This is a genomic window from Streptomyces sp. NPDC006551, from assembly GCF_040611675.1.
In the GTDB taxonomy this organism is placed as follows: Bacteria; Actinomycetota; Actinomycetes; order Streptomycetales; family Streptomycetaceae; genus Streptomyces.
Map to the genome: position 1 here is coordinate 63,893 of NZ_JBEXOT010000009.1, position 20,666 is coordinate 84,558.

Sequence of the window (20,666 nt, forward strand, 5' to 3'; positions counted from 1 at the left end):
GCCGTTCTGACCCCTGCCTTCGACCTCATGACCAGCAGGTTCGTGCCATCGGAGCGAGCCGTACGAAGCGTGGGTGCGGGAGGCGGCAGCTGCGATCCGTACGGTCGAGCGGAGTGATCACTCGATCGTGAGTTGCTCCGCTTTCGCGCCCCGTGTGACGCGATGCTCGGAAGGACGGCGTGTGACCGACGCCGTCTGGACATGCGGTGAATGGGGAGAGGGCATGACGCAGGAAGCGGAACGGTGCGGGGGGATGGACGGCCAGGCGGTGCTGCTGGTGGCCGGGCTGGCCGACCTGGCGGTGAGTACGCTCGGTTCGGCCCTGGGGACGGTGCGGGGGCTGCTGCGCCGCTCGGACACCGCGGAGTTGGCAGCGGAGGCCGAGCACGACCTCATCGCGCGCGGACGCCTGGTGCTGGACCGATACGCGACCGTACCCCCGGCTCACCTGGAGGTTCTGGCCCGGCACTCTCTGGCTCGACGGACCGTCGATGGCGACTGACCGTTGGGAGCCGACCGCGTTCAAGTGCCGCGTCGACGAGGTACTGCACCGGTTCGTCGCCCAGGAGGCAGACCGGTTCGCGGCGATCGATCCACTCCTGGGCCCGGTGGCCGAGCAGCTGGAGGTGGCGGTCGCGGACGGCAAGCGGCTGCGGGCGGCATTCTGTTACTGGGGTTGGTGTGCGGTGGGACAGCCGGACAGCGACGCGCTGGTGCGGGCGGCGGCCTCCATGGAGCTGGTGCACGCCGCCGCGGTGGCGCACGACGACCTCATCGACGACAGCCCGCTGCGGCACGGGCGGCCCACCGCACACGTCGCCCTGCGCGGTGCCGTACGCGGTCGACCGCATGCCGCCGGCGCTGCGAGGTCGCTGGCGATGCTGGTGGGAGATCTGCTGATGGCGCTGGCCGGGCAGCTGTTCGCGACCAGCGGTCTGCCCGCCGCGTACCTCGCCCGGGCGCGCCCGTTGTGGTGGGTGATGGCCCGCGAGCTGGTGGCGGGCGAGTGCCTGGAGATCCTGCGTACCGGAGCCGGTCCCGACACGACCGCGTCGCTGAAGGTGATTCGCTACAAGACCGCCAAGTACACCGTCGAGCAGCCCCTGCTGATCGGCGGCGCCCTGGCAGGGGCCGGGGCCCGGCTGCGCGAGGGTTACTCCGCGTACGGGCTGTCGCTGGGCGAAGCGTTCCAGCTGCGGGACGATCTGCTCGGCCTGTTCGGAAACCCCGAGCACACCGGCAAGGCCAGCGCCGATGACGTGCGCGGGCACCGGCCCACGGCGCTGCTGGCGGAGACCTGGCGCCTCGCCGGCCACGACGAACGGAAGCTGCTGCGTGCCCTCCTCGGCCGACCTGACCCGGGCGGTGAGGATCTGGAAACGGTCCGCGAGGTGATGCGCGGGCTCGGAGCGCCCGACCGCATCGAGGGCATGATCAGCGCACGGGTCGAGGCAGCGCTCGATGCCCTCTCCGAGCTGGACGTACCGACGCACGCCGCCGCTGCCCTGACCGCGCTGGCGCATTCGGCGGCGGTCCGCCTGTCCTGACCCTCGCATCGGGGCTGCGCGAACCGATGCCTCCCCCCAACCCGTGCCTCACCCTCCGCCGGCCTCCCCCCAACGAGTGCCTCACCCTCCGCCGACCTCCCCCCAACCCGTGCCTCATCCTCCGCCGGCCTCCCGCCGGTCGTGGACGGTCCCCATGAAAGACCCCATGAAAGACAAGGAGCGCTGCCATGACGTACCCCGAGGCATCGATGGACGCCCTGCGGGCGGCCGGTGACGAACTCGCCGACGCCACTGTCGCCGCCCTCTTCGAACGCGGGGAGGTGGGTACGTTCAACACCCTCATGCGCTACGTCTCCACCGCCGGCGCTCCCCTGCCGGACGGGCTGCCCGACGTCGCCCGGGAATACCTCGAGGCCACCCGTGTCCCGCCGGCCTGGGTGGACTGGGGGGAGATGGAGAAGGCCCGGCTGTTCTTCATCGACAACAACGTGCACATCTCCACCGCGCTGTCCTTCGCCTCCATGCCCGCCTGTTACGTCGTCCCGCGCGTGGCGAAGCTGCTGTCGACCACCCATGGGCTGAAGTACCCCTCCAAACGGATGGCGGAGACCGGGCAGTTCACCGTCTACCTCATGCAGCCCGACGCCTTCGAGGCCGGCAGCCGCTTCATCCCCGCCGCCCAGAAGGTGCGCCTCCTGCACGCCTCCATCCGCCACCACCTCACACGCGAGAACCGGTGGGACACCGACGCGTTCGGAACGCCGATCTGTCAGGAGGACATGATCGGGGGGCAGATGTTCTTCTCCCTGCTGGTGCTGGACAGCCTGCACCGTCTCGGCATCCACATGTCCACGGAAGGAGCGGAGGCCTACTACTACGCCTGGCGCGTCGTGGGCGCCATGCTCGGCGTCGACCAGGACGCCGTTCCCAAGACCCTCGACGAGGCCCGCCGGTTCCTCGACCTGTACATGATCCGGTACATGGGGCCCTCCGAGGAAGGCACACACCTGACCCGGCAGCTCATCGACCTCTACGAGGAGGTGGTGCCCGGCACCTTCTTCGACCCGATCGTCTCCGCCCTCATCCGCTACCTCATCGGCGACACCTGCGCCGACTGGCTCCACGTGCCCCGCACACCGTGGGACACCCTCATCAAGGCCGCACCCCACCTCCTCGGCGTCCTGGAGACCATCGAGGACCGCTCCCCGCTCAGCGCCTGGGCCCTGGACCGCCTCGGCCACCTCACCGCCATCTTCGAGTTGTCCTCCCTCACGCGCGGACGCGTGATGCACTACGCCATTCCCGAACAGCTGAAGAAGGACTACGGCGTTTCCAGCACCGTGCCCCGCACCCACCGCTGGACCCCACCCCGCCCCACGGTCTCGTGAACCCACGCGCTCAGGATTCGAAGCGCCCGCTCACCGTTCAGTGACACACGTCCGGGGCGTGCCGGGTGAGGGCGGTGAGGGGTACGAGTTCCCGATCTCCGGCCCCGGTGCGGTTCCCGTCCCCTTCCCCTTTGCGTCGCGCGGGCTGTCCGGCCACCGCTGACCGTGGGCCGTGCCGGGCGTCGTCACCGGCTGTTCGGGGGACCCCTGGCCGCCTCCGGCGCTCCTTTCACCCAGCGCGGGCATCCCTTGATGAAACGAAGGAGAGACACGATGCCGCTCTATCTGTCGAGGTTCAGCTACACACCAGAAACGTGGGCGAGGCTGATCGTCCACCCCGAGGACCGCACGAAGGCCGCTGAGTCGTACATCAAGTCCGTCGGTGGGAAGCTCCACGGCTTCTGGTACGCCTTCGGCACGCACGACGGCTATAGCCTGTGGGAGGCTCCGGACAACGTCTCCATGGCCGCGGTCGCGCTGGCGATCAGTGGAGGCGGCGCGCTCAGTTCGTTCGAGACGACCGTTCTGCTGACCGTCGATGAAACGCTGGACGCTCTGCGCAGAGCCGAGAGAGTCCAGTACCGACCCCCTGGCGTGGAGCGGTGAGCACTGCTCCACTCCCCTCGGTCCGCCACCGTGCCCGGCCCATGCCGCGGATGACGCAGCTCGCATCAGGCTGGTAGGGAGGCGCATCCCGCACGACCGTGCTGGACATCCGGTCGGTGCGGGCGCATGCCGGTCGTGGCCGGCCTGTGGGCTGACGCGTAGTGCGCTGATCTTGCGCAACGGTACGAGATGGCGCCGGCTGTCCCTGTGCCGCGGCGTCGAGCACGGGCGGATGCGCCGAGCGCACATGGTCACCCGCCCGGTCCGTGCCGAACCGACGTACGACAGTCGTCACCGGAGGCGTCCAACAAGCAGGAGGCGTGGGCGCATAGGCGCGACGTGCGCATACGCGCCGAGTCCGATCGGGCGCGCCGAGTAGATGCCTCCAGGGCGGCAATTGCGTCGAGGAGCCGCATCGGCCGGCTCTCCTCTCGCGCGGCCCGGCCGTTGACACGCCCGTCGCAATCACGCGTAAAGGCAGCCCCTCGGCACGGCAGAGCGCCGCCGGCTCGGATTCAGGAAGCCCGCGAGGAGCGCGCCACCCCCTCGATGCGAGCACGGCCCAGACCGCCCTCGACTGAAGAGTCACCCGACGAGACGCAACCGTTGGGTTGCACCTATGAGGGCGATGTGCAACCGTGGAGTTGCAGGCCGACGAAGAAGGAGAAGGAGCCCCTCATGAGCACTGACCGCATCGAACGCGAAACCCTGATCGCGGCACCCCTGGAGCGGGTCTGGTCGCTGGTGGCCCAGCCCGGGTTCTGGGTCGCCGACAAAGCGAGCCTGCCCGGCACCGTGGCCAAGGAGGGGGAGTCCATGGTGGCGAAGAACGCCGAGCACGGCGACTTCCCGGTACGCGTGGAGAAGGTCGAGCCGCCGACCTACCTGGCATACCGCTGGACCAGCGCGTTCCCCGGAGAGGAACTGCGCGAGAACAACAGCACCCTCGTGGAGTTCACGTTGACCCAGGAAGGCGACAAGACGCGGCTCCGCGTCGTCGAGAGCGGGTTCGCGGCGCTGGCGGGGTCGGAGGATCTGCGCAGTCAGAACCTGAAGGACCACAGCCAGGGCTGGCCCCTGGAGCTCGACGCGCTCAAGGCACGCGCGGAACAGCCCTCCACGTGACGGAAGAAGAACGTCCCGCCGCCGCCGAGGTCGTCGACAGCGTCCTCGGTGCGCTGGCCGACCCGACACGACGTCAACTCCTCGATCTGCTTGCCGCGCAGGGCGAGGCCACCGCCACGACACTCGCCGAACGACTTCCCGTCTCACGGCAGGCGGTGGTCAAGCACCTCGCCGTCCTTGACGCCGCGGGGCTGGTCTCCGGCGGCCGCGTCGGACGGGAGGTGCGGTACGCGGTGCGGCCGGCGGCGCTGGACGCGACGGCGCGGTGGATGGCCTCGCTCGCGGCCGACTGGGACCGACGGTTGGCGCACATCAAACGCGTCGCCGAGGCAGCGGAGCGGGATTCCGATTCGGCACGCTCCGACTGAAGGAAGCACCTCATGGACACGACAGCACTTCGTAGCGCCTATGACACGTTGCTCGATGCGGCGGCCGTCCCCGACCTCGGCGACGCCGACGACGGCGGATGGAGCGCCGACCAGGTCCTGGCTCATCTCCTCGGCGTCGACGCCTCGATCGCAGCGGTCGCTCTGGGCGTCGTCGCCGGTTCGCGGCCCGTCTTCGACAACCGGATCTCCCTCGACACCTGGAATCTCGACCGGATCATCGCCGAACACTCAGGTCGGACAGCCCTGATCGACCATGTCCGGGACCAGGCCGCGGTCCTGTGCGACATCGCCGACCAGCTCAACGAGAAGGCCGCCTCGGTTCTGGTGCCCACGCTCCTCATGTCCAACGACGCGCTCGTGCTGGATCAGCCGATTCCGCTGGCAAGCCTCATCGACGGCCTGGCCGAAGACCACGTTCCCGTGCATACGCGGCAGCTCCTCGATCTTCGCGTCGCCGTCTCGGGAGACGCATGAGAGGTAGGTTCTGGCCGTGACTGGTGACTGGCGGACTGGTGACTGGCGGATGGACCGGATCGGGGCCGCGCCGAGGGGTGAGAACCCCACTGTGGTGCGGCGGTTGACGTCGGGGTTCGCGGTGATCGGGGAGACTCGGTCCGCGGCATGACGTGCTGCGGGACGCGATCGGCGGCGAGCTGGACCGGCTGAAATCGTCGACGTGACCGGCGGGGCCGTCGAGCGGCCGGCCCTGGCAGGCCTTGCCGGGGAAGCCCGGGCGCGTCCGTCTACGCCGGGAACGCATGCCTCTTCTGCCGGCTCCGCGGCTCCGTCTCGCAGGGCAGCTCGACCAGCATCGGCGCGCGACTCCCGGCGGCAGCCGGATACTCTCGGCGAGCATGATCCGAACGGGTGGGTGAGAGGGACAGCGGTGGACGACGAGGCCAAGGCGATGGCTCGGGCGGACGACGCCCTGGCGGCTCTGCGGGCGAGTAGGACGGTGCGTCCGGCCGACCCCTTCACCGCGGAGGAACTCGGTGCGTGGCCGATGACTCTCCCGACCGCGGTCCGCCGAGTGCTGCTGGAGGTCGGCGGCATCGTCACAGGCGGGCCGGACGGGCACCAGGGCGACTCGTACCGCTTCGGACCGGCCGCCGAGTACGCCTCGCGTGCCTTCCGTGACGGCTACTGGGAGCTGGGTGAACGCCGTCGCGACTGCCTGCGGGTGCTCGTCGGCGTCGACGGTGTGGACCGCACCGATTGGGGGCCGGTGCTCGCCGCGTCGTTCGGTGAGGACGGCGAAGTGTGGGTCCTCGCACCGACGTTCACCGACTGGCTGACCGGACTCGCCGACCCCCCGTCCGCCGAGACGGGCGAAGCGGGCGCGACCGTGACGCCGTCCGTGTCCGCCGTGCCCAGCGTGGCGGTGGCCGAGGGCCCCGACTCCGAACTCGCCGCGCTCGTCGGGCGCGGCGACCAGTTGACGGACGTGGTGGACCTGGCGGCACTGCCCGGCTACCCGTGCCGGGTGAACTGGGAACCGTACTACTCACTGGAGTTCAACACCGCCGACACCGGCAGCAGCGAGGTCGAGGCGGCCGTCTCCGGCGGTGGTCGGCTCCTGCTGCTCCGCAGCATTGTCAGCGGCGACTTTCTGGGCCGGCCTGTCCGCAGACACACCGTGCCGGCGGACGCGGGGGCGCGGGCGGTCGCCGAACTACGGGCTCTGGCCGACGAGTTCCCCACGCGGGTGGAGCTGGCCCCGGGCTGCCCGGACGGAGAGATGGACCGCTGGCCGGTTCCGATCCCGGCCGACATACGAGAGGTGCTCCGGGAGCTCGGCGCCGTCCGGATCAGTGGGCTGCCCGACCTTCTCCTGCTGCCCGGCGCGACGGAGCACGAGGTGGCCCCGGAGACCCACGCCATGCTCGGCGGCGACGGTACGTACTGGCCGCTCGCCCGGGTCAGCTACGGGCGTTACACGGCGCTCGCGCAGATTCGGCTCGACCCGGCCACGGGCGCGTGGGGGTGCGCGGTGTCGGTGATGTCCACACCCGACACCCTGCGGGAGTTCCCCGACCTCACGCTGATCGCCGAGTCCCTCCCCGACCTGCTGCTGACATACGTGCGGCTGGCCCGGCAGGCGGCGGCCCGTGAGCGGTCGGGAGCCGGGTGGCGGCCGGAGGCCGACTGGCTGTTCCCGAACACCGGCGAGGCGTGGCCCCGCCCGGTGCCGGTCGAGGAGTGGGCCGGTTCCGCCGATCCGCTACTGGCGGCCGCCGCCGAACTCCCGCCCGGCACCCACGGGGTCGACCTGCGCGACGTCCCGGTGCCCGCGGACATCTCCTTCCACCGCGCGGAGGACTGGCCGTACCGACACCCGCTGAAGCGGCTCACGTTCCCGGGCGCGGGCACCCTGGTGCTGGCGGAACTGGAAGAGGGCTGAGAGCTGTTCCGCGGCGACTGCCCGGCCAGCGCGCCCTGGGCCGGGGCGAGCCATGAGTCTGGCCGGCGAGGGTCACGGGGCGCTGATCAAAGGATACGTCGACGGTCGTGACCGGTCTCCGTCGCCGACAACCTCAAGTCGGACACCCGGCGGGTCGACGGCCATGCCGCCGTGGTAGGGGTGACGACTCCATGGTGGGGCGCATGGGCGAGGTGCACCCACCGCTGCGGCCCTGCGGCGTCTCCCGCACCCTGCCGGCCTGGTCCGGGCGCCGTTTGTGGAATGCCGTGCGTCGACGAGCGGTTGGCTGGGACGAGCGAGTACTCCTTGTCTCCTTGTGTGCCGTCGTCGAGAGGAACGCCGTGGCCGAGCCATTCTCCGTAGCCGTTGCCGTCCGTGGATACGAGACCGATACCCAGGGTCATCTGAACCAGGCCGTCTATCTCCAGTACGCGGAACACGCCCGCTGGTCGCTGTTGCAGAAGGGCGGCATCCGGCAGGCGGATCTGCTGGAACAGGGCGTGGGGCCGGTGGCCCTGGAAGTGACGGTGCGCTATCTGCGGGAGTTGCGGGCGGGTGACGAGGTGGAGGTGACGTGCGCCTTCCTCTGGGGTGAGGGCAAGACCTTCCGTATCGAGCAGACGATCCGCAAGGCGGACGGCACCGTGGCCGCCGAGGTGACAGGCGTCGGCGGCCTGATGGATCTGAAGGCGCGCAGGCTCGTGGAGGATCCACGCGAGTACTTCCGTGCGCTGGCCGACTCACCGGAGGTCTTCGGCCTCTGACCCGGGAGGCAGAGGGTCGGCGGCGACGACGGCGCAGGGTGCGGGTCCGCGGCGTGGGTGGACCCGCACCGCGGCGGTCAGGCACCGATCAGCGATATCTCACCGGGACGCTTCTCGTGGTCGGCGCTCTCCGCCCGCCGTCCCGGACGACGGTGAAGGCGCATGCGCGGGGCCCGCCCCCGTCCACTCGCCGTACAGGACGAGGTTGTCGGCGTACTGGCCGGTGGCCGGGTCGTAATCGCCGGCGCAGGTGAGCAGCGCGAGGCGAGGGGGGCCGGCGGAGGAGAAGAGGTCGGCCGGCAGTTGGGTGTGGGGGTACGTGCGACGGGCGGTGATGCGGTAGCGGTGGGTGCGTCCGTCGGCTCCGGTCACCTCCACCTGTGTGCCGAGGTCCAGCTCGTGGAGCTCCGCGAAGGCGCCCAGTCCTTCCTTGGTGTCCACGTGCCCCGCGATCAGCACGGTGCCCCGTGAGTCTCCCGGGGCGGCACCCAGGGCCCACCAGCCGGCGCGGTCGCGGCGCGCCGGCACGGTGAGGTCTCCGTCGCGCGTGGCGGCGACGGGGTCGACCTCGGTGTGAAAGCCGCTCGCTCCACGGACGGCGACGGCGACTGGTGGCGCATGCGTCTCGACAGCCGGGTCGGCGGCGGGTGAGGCGGCAGGCAGGGCCCCCGAGTCCACGCCGGGGTGGACCCGGTCGAGGAGGCTCCAGCCGGCCGCCGCCATGAGTACGCCACCGGCCATGGCCGCCGTCGCGAGGCCGACGCGATGGCGCCGCCTCATCCCGTCAGCTCTCGGCGTCGCGGCGACGTCCCCGCAGGGCCAACAACCCGGCACCCGCCACGATGAGCCATCCGCCGGCCAGCGCCGCCGTGCCCAGTACGGCGCGGTCGTTCATGGCGGCCGCCAGATGGCCGCCGCTGCCGGCACGGACGGTCTTCGGGTCCTTGGCCGCGTGGCAAGTGCCGCCACGGACCATGTCCAGGTGCGTGGCGACGATCGGGCGCGCGGCGCGGGCGGCGGCTACGATCTCGGCATGGTCGCCCTTGGCGATCTCCTCGTCGATCCGGGCGAGCGACTTGGTGTGTGCGGCGTCCTGGTCGGCCAGCCACGCCTTGTCGTACGCGGCGGTCCCGGCCTTGGCCCGTACGGCCATCAGCTTCTGCTTGTCCTCGGGAGCGGGTGAGCTCGGCAACGCGATGCCGTGCTTCTTCGCCAGTGCGGTCAGGCCCGCGTCCAGCCGGCTGTGATCGCGTACCACCGTGTCTGCGACGGTCTTGACACAGGCGGTCGTCGCGTTCTTCTGGCCGTCCCGCCCGGCGGCGATCTCGGCGAGATTGGCTTGGTGTGCCGCTTTCGTGAACGCGGTGTCCTGGTCGCCGCCAGGCGCGGCGTACGCCTGCGATGCGCACATGGCACCGGCGGCGGCTATGAGGGCGACGGTCACGAACTGCTTCCGCATGGGAGTACTTCCTTTCGCCACCTGGATCGGTGGCACGGCGAGCGGGCGCCCTTTAGCACCCACGCCTCATGTGTCCCGTCGCGACACGCCCGCCTCTGCGCCAGAAGTCGAGATTCACTACAAAGGGTGACGAATGATGACATACCTTCAACGCTGTGTGATCAGTGCTGCGACCGGTCCGTGCGCCCTCTGCGAAGCCTCCCGCGGCGGCCGGGGACGGCACACGCCCCCTGCGGCGCTGGGAAGCCGCCGCCGAGAGTCCAGCACCCAGAGCGGTGTCGCCCTGGCGTCACGGGAACCCGCCGGGTACCGCGCACCGATGCCCTCGACGGGCCCCATTCCACACTGAGCAGCTACCGCTTTCCCGACCGGGACCGCGTCGTCGCGGCCGACAGGGGGTGGACCGGCCCGCCAAGGGGCCGCCACGACGTAGAGGCGTTCCGCGCGACGTCCGGCCGCTGCTCGACACTCGGTGCTCGATGCTCACGATGGGAACGAGCGGCGCCAGGCGGTCAGCCAGAGGACCTGGAAGACCGCATCGAGGAAATACACTCGCCGGATTCTCCCCCGGGATGCGTAGATCACGTCGATGGCGAGCAACGTGCAGGCCGCACCTTCGCCGATCCTCCGCGCGCTGCGCGGGTCGGCGCCGGCTGCCCGGATCTGGCCCCAGCCGGTGACGACCAGCAACCCGGACACCGTCTGCAAGAGCCACACATCCACCTTCGGCCCGGTGATCGCCTCGAAACTACGTCGATGGACGAGGGGCCAAGCACCGGTCACCACGTGGAAGCAGCCATGTGCTCGGGCGACAGTCGCGCTGTTCACAGCGATGCTCCTTCACTCCCGGCCCCGCTCATCGGGTGGGTGGCCTCAGGTCGCTTCCCAGCAGAGTCCGCTCGGGCTCGGGCCGTCATTCGCTCATCCGCGCCGGAGCCGACGGGGCAGCGTTCGCACGCCGCGAACCGTCCACGCCCGGCCAATGCCCCGACTCCCACCCCGTATGCGTCACCGGTTCACCGGCGCGGCAACCCGCCGACGACCGGGGCGCCCGTGCCTTCGCACGGGCGCCCCTGCTGCGTACGGGATGAGGGTCTCGCTCCTCAGCTGGTCGGCGGCCCAGGCCGGCCGCTCTGGCCCCGGACCTCGTCGGCGGCGTTCTTGCCCATCTCGCGCAGGCCGCCGGCCGTCTCCTGTCCGGCCGTCCGGGTCTCTTCCATGGTGGTCTGAGCCGCGCCCTGGGCCGTGGACTTCACCGCTTCCACCGCTTCAGCGGCCGGCTCGCGCAGCTCTTCCTTGACGTCCTGCGCCGCCTGGACCGCCTGTTGCTTCACGGGCTCCAGAAGTTCCTCGGAGTGCTCCCGCAGCTGCTGCCCGGCACGCTGCTCCGCCTCGGTCGTCGGCAGCAACGCGGCCGTCAGCATGCCGGCGCCGAAGGCGATCAGACCGGCGGCGAGAGGGCTGCCCTGGGTCTGCTGCCTGACCTGGGCGGGCGCCTGGGACAGGGCGTCGCCGACCCGGTCGGATGTCTCCTTCGCCGTCTCGGCGATGCTCGCCGACGCCTGCCCGGCGGAGTCCGCCACACCCTGCGTGGTCTCGGCCATCCTTCCGGTGGTCTCACGGGCGGTGCCCATCACACGCTCCTTCACTCCGCTCAGCCGGCCCCGGGCCGCGCCGACCTTGCGGCGCGCCACCTTGCGGGGGGTGACCTTGTCCGTCAACAGGTCGACGTTGCGGGCCAGATGGGCTCGCCGGTACTCCACGTCGGTCCTCAGCTCGTCGGGTGTCGGGCCCATCGGGCATCCTCCTTCAGTGTCTCCATGGCCTGTTCCGGCTTGAGGTTGACGTCACGCAGACGTTTGCGTCCGGTGGTGTACAGCACCGCGCCGACGATTCCCCAGACGGCGGTGACGATCAGCGCGGCCCAGGCGGGGTCCATGACGTTGGCGAGGGCGAAGACCGCTGCCAGGCTGCCGAACAGAAGGACCAGGTGGCCGGCGTAGCCGGCTCCGCCGAGCATGCCGACGGCCTTGCCCGCCTTGGTCGACTCCTGCTTGATCTCCGCTTTCGCGAGTTCGATCTCGTCACGTACCAGCTGCGACAGGTCCGAGCTGATCTCCCCGATCAGGTCGCCGATCGACTGCTCCTCGTCCCGTCCTTCCGGGGAGACGCCGGGGGGCGTTCGCGGCGGGGTGCCGTACGGGCTCCCGGGCGGCGTGCCCGGGAAGGATCCGGGATGCGCTCCGGCCGGGGCCGGGCTCGGCGGACGGCCTGTCGGTGCTGTGGTGCGCTGCTTGTACGGGGTAACCACGCTCAGCTCCCTTGCGTCGGTCGCTGCGGTCCCGCCGGCGGCGGAGTGGGAGGCGCCGCCGCGGCAGGCCGGGTCTGGGTCGTGGGGGCCTGCCCGTAGGACGGCGTCACGTGGGGCGGCTGGGACTGCCCGTAGGTGTCCAGCGGATCCTCATAGCCCGTCTGCGGGACGCCCGGGCCGCTGCTGGATGCCTGGTGACGGGGCGGGCTCGTCGGGCGCGGTGGCACGCCACCTTGCCCCGCACCGCCTTGCCCCGCACCGGCGCTTGACGAGGCAGACCCGCTGACGCCCTTGCCGACCCGCGCGACAGCGAATCCCGCGAGGGCCGCTCCGGCCAGGAACACGCCCGGCTTGCGCCTCGCGAAGTCCTGCAGGTCGCTGACGAGGCCGTCAGGTCCTCGCTGTTCGAGCCGGGAGGCCACCTGATGTCCGCCTTCGGCCAGTTGCCGCACGACACCCGCCGCGCTGGACTCCGGTTTGCCGCTCTCGCTCATCTCCCGAAGCTCGTCCGCCAACCGACGTACATTCCGCGCGAGGTTCTGCGTCTGGGAGTGTGCCTGGCCCTGAAGCTGATCACGCAGCTCCCCCACCAGGTCACGGGCCTGACTCGTCGCTTCGCCGACGACATCGGCGGCCTGCTCCTTGACGGTGCCGGTGACGTCGGCAGCCTTGTCGGCCACCAGCCCGGCACCCTCGCTCGCCTTGTCCTGAGCCGTTTTCGCCACCGCCTCCGACCTGCTCCGGTCCGGACGGCCGCTGTCCTGGAAGTCGCTCAAGGCTCCTCCTGGTCAATCGAAACGATCAGCTTTCCGGTTGCTCACGCACGCCACGCGTACCCCTTTTCCGCTCATCTACGTCTATGTTCTGAAAATGCTGCGATGGGCCGGCATCGCCGTCGCGGCAATCGGCGCCCTACCCGCAGTCGGCCAGGGCATGACGGCCGTAGGAAACGCGCCCCTGTCGGAGCCGGCGCGACCTGCGAGGTATGGGAATCGGCCGCCGGGGCACTCAGCCCTGTCGGAGACCTCGAGCCGAGGAACATCGCGGCATCCGTGTACCCAAGCCGCGACCGAATGACCGAACTGATCGACTGACCGACTGACCGAGCACCACGGGATCTGGTACGACATGCCACGCTCGAAGCAGTACGCCGTCGCCGCCTCCGGACAGTGGACGGACGAGGAGGAAGGCCGGCGGCGGCTGCCCGCCGGAGAGGTCCACGCCTGGGAGCCCGGTATGAACCAGACCGTGTGCGGCCTGTCCCTCAGCCGCTCCGAGCTGGCACGCTTCCCTCACATCACCTGGGCGGACACTTTTCCGGAGTCGGGCGGCGCGGCGGACCGCGTCCGGCTCCAATGTCCGCGCTGCGCCTCCGTCGCCGGCCGCCGCGGCGGCGACGCCCGCCCTCGGTGGCACCGCACCAACCCCAGGCCGTGAGCCTCGCCCCCGGTGGCGGGCTCCCAGGATGAGACGGGCCGAGGGGGCTACGTCGGGCCCGACCGAGGCGCGCCCGTCGCCGTGCTCTGTCTCCCGCCATAGGTGGAGAAGTGCTGGTAGGGGTGGTGTGCTTCGGGCTTTTCCGGGGACATGGGTCGACATGTCGACAGGTAACGAAGGACTCCCCACGGCTGCGGCCGAGCCTCCCCTCCAGCGGGCCCTCACCACGCCCCTGCTCTTCTTCTTCATTCTCGGAGATGTACTCGGCGCCGGTGTTTACGTCCTGGTCGGGCAGATCGCCGCCGACTCGGGCGGCGCCGTGTGGGTGCCCCTCATCGTGGCCCTCCTCCTGGCTCTGCTGACCGCCGCTTCCTATGCCGAGCTGGCGACGAAGTACCCCAGGGCCGGCGGGGCTTCTCACTACGCGACGCGGGCGTTCGGCCCGGCCGTCGGCTTCGTTGCCGGATTCTGCATGCTCGCCGCCGGAGTCGTCTCCGTCGCGGCACTCGCCCGAGGCTTCGGCGGCGAATACCTGTCGGCATTCGTGACGCTCCCCGTCGCATCGGTCGCCGTGGTCTTCCTCGCCGCACTCGCGCTGCTCAACGCGCGAGGCATCAAGGAATCCACTCGCGCGAACGTCGTCGCCACCGTCATCGAGGTCGGCGGCCTCGTCGTCATCGTCGTCCTGGGCGCGTGGCTGCTGTTGCGCGGCGAAGGCGATCCGGGGCGACTCACCCAGCTCGGCACACCGGAGAAGGGTGTTGTGCCCGCTGTCCTGAGCGGTTCCGTGCTGGCGTACTACTCCTTCGTGGGATTCGAGACGTCGGTGAACGTCGCGGAAGAGACGCGAAATCCACGACGCTCCTATCCGCGAGCGCTGTTCAGCGCGCTCGCCGCCGCGGGCGTCGTCTACGTGCTCGTGGGGATCGCGGCCTCCGCCGCGGTGCCGACCGACAAGCTCGCCGAGTCGAGCGGCCCACTGCTCGAAGTCGTCAAGGCGGCGGGAGGCGTTCCGACATGGCTGTTCAGTGCCGTGGCCCTGATCGCCGTCGCCAACGGCGCGCTGCTCACCGGCATCATGTCGTCCCGTCTCGCTTACGGCATGGCGCGTGACGGGCTACTGCCCGCCGGGCTGACCAAGGTGCTGCCCGGCCGCCGTACCCCCTGGGTCGCGATCGCGGCCACGACCGCACTGGCGATGCTGCTCGCGCTGACCGGCAGTGTCGCCGAACTGGCCTCCACACTCGTCCTGCTGCTCCTCGTGGTGTTCCTCATCGTCAACACCGCGGTCATCGTCCTGCGCCGGGATCCGGGCGAGAGCGACCACTTTCGGGCCCCGACCGCCCTTCCCGTCCTGGGCCTGATCTCTTGCGTCGTGCTCGCCACAAGGATCGAGGCCGAGGTGTGGCTTCGTGGACTCGCGGTGCTCGGCGGCGGCGTGGTGCTCGCGGCGATCGCCGCCACGAGGCGGGGCAAGGCCGTCGGCAGGAGGCAGGGTGAGGCCGCCGGCACGAAGCGGGGCAAGGCCGCCGGCGCGAACGGTTCCGACGAGGCGCCCGGCGCGGGCGTGGCTGACCGAAGCAGGCCGTCGGTGTCCGAAGAGGGCAGTTGACGGCAGATCACGGTCTCTTGCCGGATGTCACTCGTACGCGCTCGCGTCGTGCGGCGCTCGGCGGAGCGAGCGGGCGTAGAAGTGGAACGTCACGGCCGTTTGACGGCCGCTCTTTCTGCGGAAGGTTTTCATGACGACGTCGACTGAGCCGGTCGCCCCCGTCCCCGTCGCGGGCCGGAGTGTAGGGGCCGTGGTCGTCTCCTGGCTGACGACGACCGATCACAAGAAGATCGGGCATCTCTACCTGATCACGTCGTTCGTCTTCTTTCTGCTGGGGGGGCTGCTCGCGTTGATGATCCGGGCCGAGCTGGCGCGGCCCGGAATTCAGATCATGTCCCCGGAGCAGTACAACCAGGCGTTCACCCTGCACGGCACGGTGATGCTGCTGCTGTTCGCCACGCCGACCTTCGCGGGTTTCGCAAACGCGATCATGCCCTTGCAGATCGGCTCTCCGGACGTCGCTTTCCCCCGCCTGAACATGTTCTCCTACTGGCTGTTCCTCTTCGGTGGCCTCATCGCGTTCGGTGGTGTGTTCACCACACAGGGAACGGCGGACTTCGGATGGACCGCGTACACGCCGCTCAGTGGCGGTGAACGCACTCCCTATGTGGGAGGCGACATGTGGGTCATGGGGCTGGCGCTCGGCGGTTTCGGCACCATCCTCGGCGCCGTCAACTTCATCACCACCATCATCTGCATGCGGGCCCCGGGCATGACGATGTTCCGGATGCCGATCTTCACCTGGAACGTCCTGCTCACCTCGGTCCTGGTACTGCTGGCGTTCCCGGTCCTGGCCGCGGCGCTGCTGGTGCTGGAGTCCGATCGGCGGTTCGGCTCGCACGTCTTCGACCCGGCCAACGGCGGGACGCTGCTGTGGCAGCACCTGTTCTGGTTCTTCGGGCACCCCGAGGTGTACATCATCGCGCTGCCGTTCTTCGGAATCATTTCCGAGATTCTGCCGGTGTTCTCCCGTAAACCGATCTTCGGCTACATCGGGCTGATCGCCGCGACGATCGCCATCGCCGGTTTGTCGGCAACGGTGTGGGCGCACCACATGTTCGCCACCGGGGCCGTTCTGCTGCCGTTCTTCTCCTTCATGACCTTCCTCATCGCGGTGCCGACCGGCGTGAAGTTCTTCAACTGGATCGGCACCATGTGGAAGGGTTCGCTGTCCTTCGAGACACCGATGCTGTGGTCGATCGGCTTCCTGGTGACGTTCCTGTTCGGCGGCCTGACAGGCATCATCCTGGCCTCGCCGCCGATGGACTTCCATGTCACCGACACCTATTTCGTCGTGGCCCATTTCCACTACGTCGTCTTCGGCACCGTCGTCTTCGCGATGTTCGCGGGCTTCTACTTCTGGTGGCCGAAGATGACGGGAACCATGCTCGACGAACGCCTCGGGAAGATCCACTTCTGGACCCTGTTCATCGGCTTCCACGGCACCTTCCTCGTCCAGCACTGGCTCGGCGCGGAGGGAATGCCCCGGCGCTACGCCGACTATCTGCAAGCCGACGGCTTCACCGCGCTGAACACCCTGTCCAGCATCGGCGCGTTCCTGCTCGGTATGTCGACCCTGCCGTTCTTCTACAACGTCTGGAAAACCGCGAAATTCGCCCAGCGGGTCAAACTTGAGGACCCCTGGGGCTACGGTCGCTCGCTGGAATGGGCCACCTCCTGCCCGCCCCCGCGGCACAATTTCGTCACCCTGCCCAGGGTCCGCTCCGAGTCCCCGGCCTTCGACCTCCACTACCCGGAGGTCGCCGCCCTGGACGAAGGCAAGCACGATAAGCGCGACATCCTGGATGATTCCTCGGCCGCGACGCACCCGGGACGCGACACCGGCCCGCACGGCTCGGCGCCTCGGTGAGGCCGCGCTCCGCCAAAGGGGGCGACGGCGCCGCAGAGGGCCTGGCACGCCTCGAGGGCTACCTCATGAGCCAGGCCATCGAGCAGGAGGTGAGGCAGACGAGTGAGGACCTGGCCCGGAGTCTGTCCTGGCTCGGCCCCCTGGAGCAGGACGAGATCGCCCGCCGCTTCGCCGACCAGCACCTCGCCCTCCGCCTGCGGATGCTCCGATCGACCCTCGATCGCGCCGCCGAGCTCCGCGCGGAGTACAGCCATCGGTACGACATGCTCCGACGCCGCACCGTCGCCCTCGCGCTGGGCACCGTGGCCCTGGCCGTCGCGGCCACTGCATGGATCGCGATGCGCGGCTGAGTCCGTGTACGGTCGGCCGGCTCGGCGGGGCAGGCGGCCGGGAAAACGAACCGCTCGCGGGTCCGCCCCGTTCTCGGCCTCCCACGCCCCGACGCCCCCCGGCCGGAGCCGGGAGGCCGTGGTGTACGAAGTCTTTGTGAACGAACAGATTCAGACCTCGACCGTCCGCGTCTTCATAGCTCTCGCCCCGCCCGACGAAGCGAAGGACGAACTGGCCCGCGAGCTGCGGCCCGCCTACGACGCGTACCCGAACATGCGGTGGAACCGCATCGAGGACTGGCACATCACCCTCGCGTTTCTCGGCGAGCTGCCCGTCACAACCGTTCCGCTCCTGCGAGCACCGCTCGCACGCCTCGCGGCAACGCGTCCGCCCTTGCAGCTGGCACTACGCGGCGCCGGGTGTTTCGACGAGCGGGTGTTGTGGAGCGGGATCGACGGAGACCTCGAAGGACTGCACCTGCTCGCCACCGAGGTCCGCGCCGTCGTCAAGGCTTGCGGGGTCGCCCTCGAGGACCGCCCCCTGCGTCCCCATCTGACACTGGCCCGATCCCGCCGCGACGACACCGGCAGCGCGGTGAAGGCCGCCGCCGGACTCACCACATTCACCGGCCGGCCCTGGCGCGCCGAACGCCTGCACCTGGTCGGCAGCAACTTCGGCCGCGGCCCCGGGCCGATCCGCTACCGCGACATCGACGCGTGGAGCTTCGGCGAACACGGGGCCGGGGCCGGGGGTGACGAACGGTCGTCCCGCTCCGAGGTCTGACCGGGCCGATCCTTCCCACGGACATGTAGCCCACGGTCCACCGCGAGGCACGCCGCCGGCGTCGGCGGCGAACGTCTGAGCGGCGTGCCGCGGACGACGTGGTGCGCCGCACGTCCTCGGGCCGGTGCCCTCCCCACGCAAGGCCCTTCCGACCGGGGGGTGATGGCGGCCTTCTTCGCGCTGCAACGGGCGAAGGGGGTGCCGTTGCCGGGCGCCAGGCATGGCCGTGGCCTCCATGGATCACCATGGAGGCCACGGCCATGCCGGCGGAGGGGGCGCCGCGATCATGCGCCGAGCAGGTGTTCCGTCACCTCGCGGTAGGTTCGCAGGGTGAGCCGGAGCTGTTCGGTCTCGACGCCCCGGTCGCTCGAGTCGCCGTTTCCCTGCCAGCCCGCCCGCAGCGCGGCGCGGCGGTCCCGAAGGGATGCGATGAGCTGTTCCTCCACCTCGTCGAGCACCTCGGCCGCCTCGGCGACCGAGCTGCGCGGCGAGTCGACGAACCCGGCGAGCGCGTGGTGCAGGCGCTGTCCCAAACGGTCGCGGTCGGCGTCACCGAGCAACAGCCCGAGCGGACGGTTTCCGTCCGGACCGGGAGCGTGGCGCGCTCCGTTCGCGTAGGGGTCGCCACTGCCGTCGTCGCCCGACTCGCGGCCGGACCCGGGGGTGTGGCCGTCGTGAGTGAGCGGGTCCGTCATCTGCCGTCCGCGCGGCGCGGCGGGGGTCGCGGCGGGAGCCTCCGTATGGCTCCTGCCGTTCCGGCCCGTGGCGCCGGGGTCGCCGGACGGTTCAGCGGACAAGGGTGACGCGGACAGCGGTGTCGCCGGGGTGCCGGCGACCGGCGGCGCGGGCGACGACGAGGTCGCGGGCGCCGACGGTCCGGGGCGGTCGGTGGTCTGGGCCGGTGCCGCTTCGAAGGGGACTCCCCCACTCGCGGTGCGGTCCGGTCCGTTGTCACCGTCGCCCGTCGAGCCCCGGTACGCGGGGGCCGGGGGTTCGTGCCGCAGGTCGTCTCCGGTACGGCCCTCTGCCCACTGGTCCCGGTTCTCGCGTGTCATCAGACACCACTTCCCTTCGGCTTGAGCAGGTGCCCGCGGCCATGCGCGGAGGCCTCGTGCGGACGCGCCTTGCCGCCCCTCACCGACTCGGCCGCTGTCAGGCGCTCGAACAGTGCGCGTGCGTGGAGCAATGCCTCGCGCAGTTCCTCGGTGGACGCGGTCCCGGAGTGCGCGGTCCGGCGGACCGTACGCAGCCCCTCCACCTGGCGCGGATGGTGCACCGAGAGGGCGGCGAGCTGCTCGTCGTGCCGGTCGGCCGCCGGGAAGCCCCGGGTCGCGGCGATCCGCGCGAGGAGCTGTTCGGCATCGGCGACGGCCTGCCGAGGGGCGTCTACGAAGCGCTCCTGAAGGGTGGTCCACTGAGCGTCGTACTGCTCGCGGACGGCGGGTTCCAGCGGCAGCGGCCGGATGTGTCCGTGCCGCTCGACCCGCTCACGGAGGTCATGGTGGGCGGCCTCGGTGTCTCCGCCGTGGCGCGCGAGGGTGCGGTCGTACTCGGGGCCGAAGCGCCGCTTGAGAGAGCGCGTGCCGCTGCCCGTGCCCGTGCGGGCCCGGAACACGACACCGGCCACCACCAGCACCGCGACCACCGCCGCGATGATGAGAACTGTGGTCAGGGTCGACATGGCTGCCTTCCTGGATTGTGTCTCCTGGCTGGCTGTTCGTCATTGCTTGCAGAGCGCTCGTCAGTTCGGCTTGCCGCTTCTCCGGAGGCCAAACCCGAAACGGCCGGCCCCGCTCTCCCGACAGAGATCGAACGAGCGTTCCGCAGTGCCGAAGATGTCGGCGTACGGGAGGGTCAGCAGCGTTTCGAGGCCGGGGCCGCTGGAGTCTCCGGCCGCTTCGACGGGGACGCCCGGCCCCGTCGTCGGGACACGCACGCCGTCATCGGGCGTGAGGGCGACGTCCACGGAGCCGGCGCGGCCGGCCAGAGCCTCGTTCACCGCCCGGCCGACGACCTCGAACACCAGCTGGGACCAAGGGCGCGGAGAGGCGGGTGAGCGCCGTCCCGGAAACGGTCGGCCCGCGAGTCGCGGACATGGGCCTGAGAGCGGCTCGGCCGTCGGACAGGCTGGGCCACTGCACCACGGTCCTCAGGGCTCCACGCCGCAGCGTCGCGCAATGGTCTTGAGGCGTTCGAGTTCGTGTCGCGCCGCTCTCGGGTGGGCGAGGTCGAGGGCCATCCCGGCGCGGGCTGTGATGTAGCGGATGTCCTGGCGCGTGGTGGCGTCGAGTCCTGGGGCGTTCTTAAGGCGGCGGCCCGTGACGCTCAGGTAGACGGCGAGGCTGTCGAGATGCTCGCGCAGGTCGACGGGAAGCACCTGCCGCAGTTCGTCCTTGGCGTAGTCGCGCGCCTGTGCGTCGGCCTGGCAGGGGCGAGGCAGCAAGGGGGCCCAGAGGAGGCCGGCTTCCCGGGCGTCGTCGTACATGCCCGCCAGCAGAGCGCGTGCAGACGCTGGATCACCTTCGGCGGCGGCCGCGCGGGCCGACTCCAACGTCGAGCGCAGTCGGGCCCGGGCCTCGGGGTCCTCACCTGTGCGGGCGTCCAGATAGCCGGACCACACGTCGAACGCCTTGCTCAGTTCAGCGTCCAGCATGATCTTGTA

At 70.5% G+C, this 20,666-nt stretch carries 24 protein-coding genes and 1 pseudogene; 15 read left to right on the forward strand and 10 right to left on the reverse strand.

Annotation, left to right across the window (positions count from 1 at the left end):
- The first annotated feature begins 223 nt into the window (after positions 1-223).
- The 10 genes and pseudogenes from ABZY12_RS12310 to ABZY12_RS12355 all read left to right on the forward strand — a co-directional run bounded on the left by ABZY12_RS12310 (position 224) and on the right by ABZY12_RS12355 (position 8,202).
- Positions 224-502, forward strand: coding sequence for a polyprenyl synthetase (locus ABZY12_RS12310; protein WP_356889342.1), 279 nt, complete (start codon positions 224-226; stop codon positions 500-502).
- On the forward strand, positions 492-1,547 hold the full coding sequence (locus ABZY12_RS12315; protein WP_356889238.1) for a polyprenyl synthetase family protein: 1,056 nt from the start codon (positions 492-494) through the stop codon (positions 1,545-1,547). Before ABZY12_RS12310 ends, ABZY12_RS12315 begins: the two co-directional genes overlap by 11 nt.
- Positions 1,548-1,735: 188 nt before the next feature.
- Positions 1,736-2,896 (forward strand): oxygenase MpaB family protein, encoded by a 1,161-nt coding sequence (locus ABZY12_RS12320; RefSeq protein WP_356889239.1) that lies wholly within the window; start codon positions 1,736-1,738, stop codon positions 2,894-2,896.
- 273 nt (positions 2,897-3,169) lie between these two features.
- On the forward strand, positions 3,170-3,502 hold the full coding sequence (locus tag ABZY12_RS12325) for a GYD domain-containing protein (protein ID WP_356889240.1): 333 nt from the start codon (positions 3,170-3,172) through the stop codon (positions 3,500-3,502).
- A gap of 678 nt (positions 3,503-4,180) precedes the next feature.
- A complete protein-coding gene (locus ABZY12_RS12330; protein ID WP_356889241.1) occupies positions 4,181-4,627 on the forward strand; it encodes an SRPBCC domain-containing protein in 447 nt (148 codons plus the stop codon).
- Positions 4,624-4,995 carry a metalloregulator ArsR/SmtB family transcription factor gene (locus ABZY12_RS12335; RefSeq protein WP_356889242.1) on the forward strand — a complete coding sequence of 124 codons (372 nt, stop codon included), beginning with the start codon at positions 4,624-4,626 and terminating at the stop codon, positions 4,993-4,995. The genes ABZY12_RS12330 and ABZY12_RS12335 overlap by 4 nt, the downstream gene beginning before the upstream one ends.
- Positions 4,996-5,007: 12 nt before the next feature.
- Positions 5,008-5,490, forward strand: a complete 483-nt coding sequence (locus tag ABZY12_RS12340; RefSeq protein ID WP_356889243.1) for a hypothetical protein — start codon at positions 5,008-5,010, stop codon at positions 5,488-5,490.
- 49 nt (positions 5,491-5,539) lie between these two features.
- Positions 5,540-5,629: pseudogene (locus ABZY12_RS12345) on the forward strand (diadenosine tetraphosphate hydrolase); the annotation flags it as partial.
- A gap of 273 nt (positions 5,630-5,902) precedes the next feature.
- Complete coding sequence (locus tag ABZY12_RS12350; protein WP_356889244.1) at positions 5,903-7,417, forward strand: hypothetical protein; 1,515 nt, start codon at positions 5,903-5,905, stop codon at positions 7,415-7,417.
- A 362-nt stretch (positions 7,418-7,779) separates the two neighbouring features.
- The gene (locus tag ABZY12_RS12355; protein WP_356889245.1) at positions 7,780-8,202 is read left to right on the forward strand and encodes an acyl-CoA thioesterase; all 423 of its coding nucleotides are present in this window, start codon (positions 7,780-7,782) and stop codon (positions 8,200-8,202) included.
- Between the two features lie 99 nt (positions 8,203-8,301).
- On the opposite strand, the gene ABZY12_RS12360 is transcribed toward ABZY12_RS12355, so the two are convergent.
- From ABZY12_RS12360 to ABZY12_RS12385, 6 genes are all read right to left on the reverse strand, one after another.
- Positions 8,302-8,982 (reverse strand): class F sortase, encoded by a 681-nt coding sequence (locus ABZY12_RS12360; protein WP_356889246.1) that lies wholly within the window; start codon positions 8,980-8,982, stop codon positions 8,302-8,304.
- A gap of 4 nt (positions 8,983-8,986) precedes the next feature.
- Positions 8,987-9,661, reverse strand: coding sequence for a DUF4142 domain-containing protein (locus ABZY12_RS12365; RefSeq protein WP_356889247.1), 675 nt, complete (start codon positions 9,659-9,661; stop codon positions 8,987-8,989).
- 483 nt (positions 9,662-10,144) lie between these two features.
- Entirely contained in the window at positions 10,145-10,489 is a 345-nt protein-coding gene (locus tag ABZY12_RS12370) for a hypothetical protein (RefSeq protein ID WP_356889248.1), read from the reverse strand.
- 275 nt (positions 10,490-10,764) lie between these two features.
- Complete coding sequence (locus ABZY12_RS12375) at positions 10,765-11,457, reverse strand: DUF3618 domain-containing protein (RefSeq protein WP_356889249.1); 693 nt, start codon at positions 11,455-11,457, stop codon at positions 10,765-10,767.
- Complete coding sequence (locus tag ABZY12_RS12380; protein WP_356889250.1) at positions 11,433-11,972, reverse strand: phage holin family protein; 540 nt, start codon at positions 11,970-11,972, stop codon at positions 11,433-11,435. Before ABZY12_RS12380 ends, ABZY12_RS12375 begins: the two co-directional genes overlap by 25 nt.
- Before the next feature lie 2 nt (positions 11,973-11,974).
- A complete protein-coding gene (locus ABZY12_RS12385) occupies positions 11,975-12,748 on the reverse strand; it encodes a hypothetical protein (protein ID WP_356889251.1) in 774 nt (257 codons plus the stop codon).
- A gap of 352 nt (positions 12,749-13,100) precedes the next feature.
- On the opposite strand from ABZY12_RS12385, the gene ABZY12_RS12390 reads away from it, so the two are divergent.
- From ABZY12_RS12390 to thpR, 5 genes are all read left to right on the forward strand, one after another.
- A complete protein-coding gene (locus tag ABZY12_RS12390) occupies positions 13,101-13,409 on the forward strand; it encodes a hypothetical protein (protein ID WP_356889252.1) in 309 nt (102 codons plus the stop codon).
- 160 nt (positions 13,410-13,569) lie between these two features.
- A complete protein-coding gene (locus ABZY12_RS12395; protein ID WP_356889253.1) occupies positions 13,570-15,021 on the forward strand; it encodes an APC family permease in 1,452 nt (483 codons plus the stop codon).
- A 130-nt stretch (positions 15,022-15,151) separates the two neighbouring features.
- Positions 15,152-16,891: a cytochrome c oxidase subunit I gene (gene ctaD, locus ABZY12_RS12400; protein WP_356889254.1), complete on the forward strand. Its 1,740-nt coding sequence runs from the start codon at positions 15,152-15,154 to the stop codon at positions 16,889-16,891.
- A gap of 65 nt (positions 16,892-16,956) precedes the next feature.
- The gene (locus tag ABZY12_RS12405; protein WP_356889255.1) at positions 16,957-17,241 is read left to right on the forward strand and encodes a hypothetical protein; all 285 of its coding nucleotides are present in this window, start codon (positions 16,957-16,959) and stop codon (positions 17,239-17,241) included.
- A 136-nt stretch (positions 17,242-17,377) separates the two neighbouring features.
- Positions 17,378-18,004 (forward strand): RNA 2',3'-cyclic phosphodiesterase, encoded by a 627-nt coding sequence (thpR, locus tag ABZY12_RS12410; RefSeq protein ID WP_356889256.1) that lies wholly within the window; start codon positions 17,378-17,380, stop codon positions 18,002-18,004.
- 284 nt (positions 18,005-18,288) lie between these two features.
- Here the strand turns inward: thpR and ABZY12_RS12415 are convergent, their stop codons facing one another.
- The 4 genes from ABZY12_RS12415 to ABZY12_RS12430 all read right to left on the reverse strand — a co-directional run bounded on the left by ABZY12_RS12415 (position 18,289) and on the right by ABZY12_RS12430 (position 20,657).
- Entirely contained in the window at positions 18,289-19,059 is a 771-nt protein-coding gene (locus ABZY12_RS12415; RefSeq protein WP_356889257.1) for a hypothetical protein, read from the reverse strand.
- Positions 19,059-19,685 (reverse strand): hypothetical protein, encoded by a 627-nt coding sequence (locus tag ABZY12_RS12420; protein ID WP_356889258.1) that lies wholly within the window; start codon positions 19,683-19,685, stop codon positions 19,059-19,061. The genes ABZY12_RS12415 and ABZY12_RS12420 overlap by 1 nt, the downstream gene beginning before the upstream one ends.
- Positions 19,686-19,745: 60 nt before the next feature.
- Positions 19,746-20,027: a hypothetical protein gene (locus ABZY12_RS12425; protein ID WP_356889259.1), complete on the reverse strand. Its 282-nt coding sequence runs from the start codon at positions 20,025-20,027 to the stop codon at positions 19,746-19,748.
- A 126-nt stretch (positions 20,028-20,153) separates the two neighbouring features.
- Positions 20,154-20,657, reverse strand: coding sequence for a hypothetical protein (locus ABZY12_RS12430; protein WP_356889260.1), 504 nt, complete (start codon positions 20,655-20,657; stop codon positions 20,154-20,156).
- Positions 20,658-20,666: the final 9 nt, after the last annotated feature.

Coding starts and splice junctions, on each gene's coding strand:
- ABZY12_RS12310 (WP_356889342.1), top strand. CDS start 224: ATGACGCAGGAAGCGGAACGGTGCGGGGGGATGGACGGCCAGGCGGTG.
- ABZY12_RS12315 (WP_356889238.1), top strand. CDS start 492: ATGGCGACTGACCGTTGGGAGCCGACCGCGTTCAAGTGCCGCGTCGAC.
- ABZY12_RS12320 (WP_356889239.1), top strand. CDS start 1,736: ATGACGTACCCCGAGGCATCGATGGACGCCCTGCGGGCGGCCGGTGAC.
- ABZY12_RS12325 (WP_356889240.1), top strand. CDS start 3,170: ATGCCGCTCTATCTGTCGAGGTTCAGCTACACACCAGAAACGTGGGCG.
- ABZY12_RS12330 (WP_356889241.1), top strand. CDS start 4,181: ATGAGCACTGACCGCATCGAACGCGAAACCCTGATCGCGGCACCCCTG.
- ABZY12_RS12340 (WP_356889243.1), top strand. CDS start 5,008: ATGGACACGACAGCACTTCGTAGCGCCTATGACACGTTGCTCGATGCG.
- ABZY12_RS12360 (WP_356889246.1), bottom strand. CDS start 8,982: ATGAGGCGGCGCCATCGCGTCGGCCTCGCGACGGCGGCCATGGCCGGT.
- ABZY12_RS12365 (WP_356889247.1), bottom strand. CDS start 9,661: ATGCGGAAGCAGTTCGTGACCGTCGCCCTCATAGCCGCCGCCGGTGCC.
- ABZY12_RS12375 (WP_356889249.1), bottom strand. CDS start 11,457: ATGGGCCCGACACCCGACGAGCTGAGGACCGACGTGGAGTACCGGCGA.
- ABZY12_RS12390 (WP_356889252.1), top strand. CDS start 13,101: ATGCCACGCTCGAAGCAGTACGCCGTCGCCGCCTCCGGACAGTGGACG.
- ABZY12_RS12395 (WP_356889253.1), top strand. CDS start 13,570: ATGTCGACAGGTAACGAAGGACTCCCCACGGCTGCGGCCGAGCCTCCC.
- ctaD (WP_356889254.1), top strand. CDS start 15,152: ATGACGACGTCGACTGAGCCGGTCGCCCCCGTCCCCGTCGCGGGCCGG.
- ABZY12_RS12405 (WP_356889255.1), top strand. CDS start 16,957: ATGAGCCAGGCCATCGAGCAGGAGGTGAGGCAGACGAGTGAGGACCTG.
- ABZY12_RS12415 (WP_356889257.1), bottom strand. CDS start 19,059: ATGACACGCGAGAACCGGGACCAGTGGGCAGAGGGCCGTACCGGAGAC.
- ABZY12_RS12420 (WP_356889258.1), bottom strand. CDS start 19,685: ATGTCGACCCTGACCACAGTTCTCATCATCGCGGCGGTGGTCGCGGTG.
- ABZY12_RS12430 (WP_356889260.1), bottom strand. CDS start 20,657: ATGCTGGACGCTGAACTGAGCAAGGCGTTCGACGTGTGGTCCGGCTAT.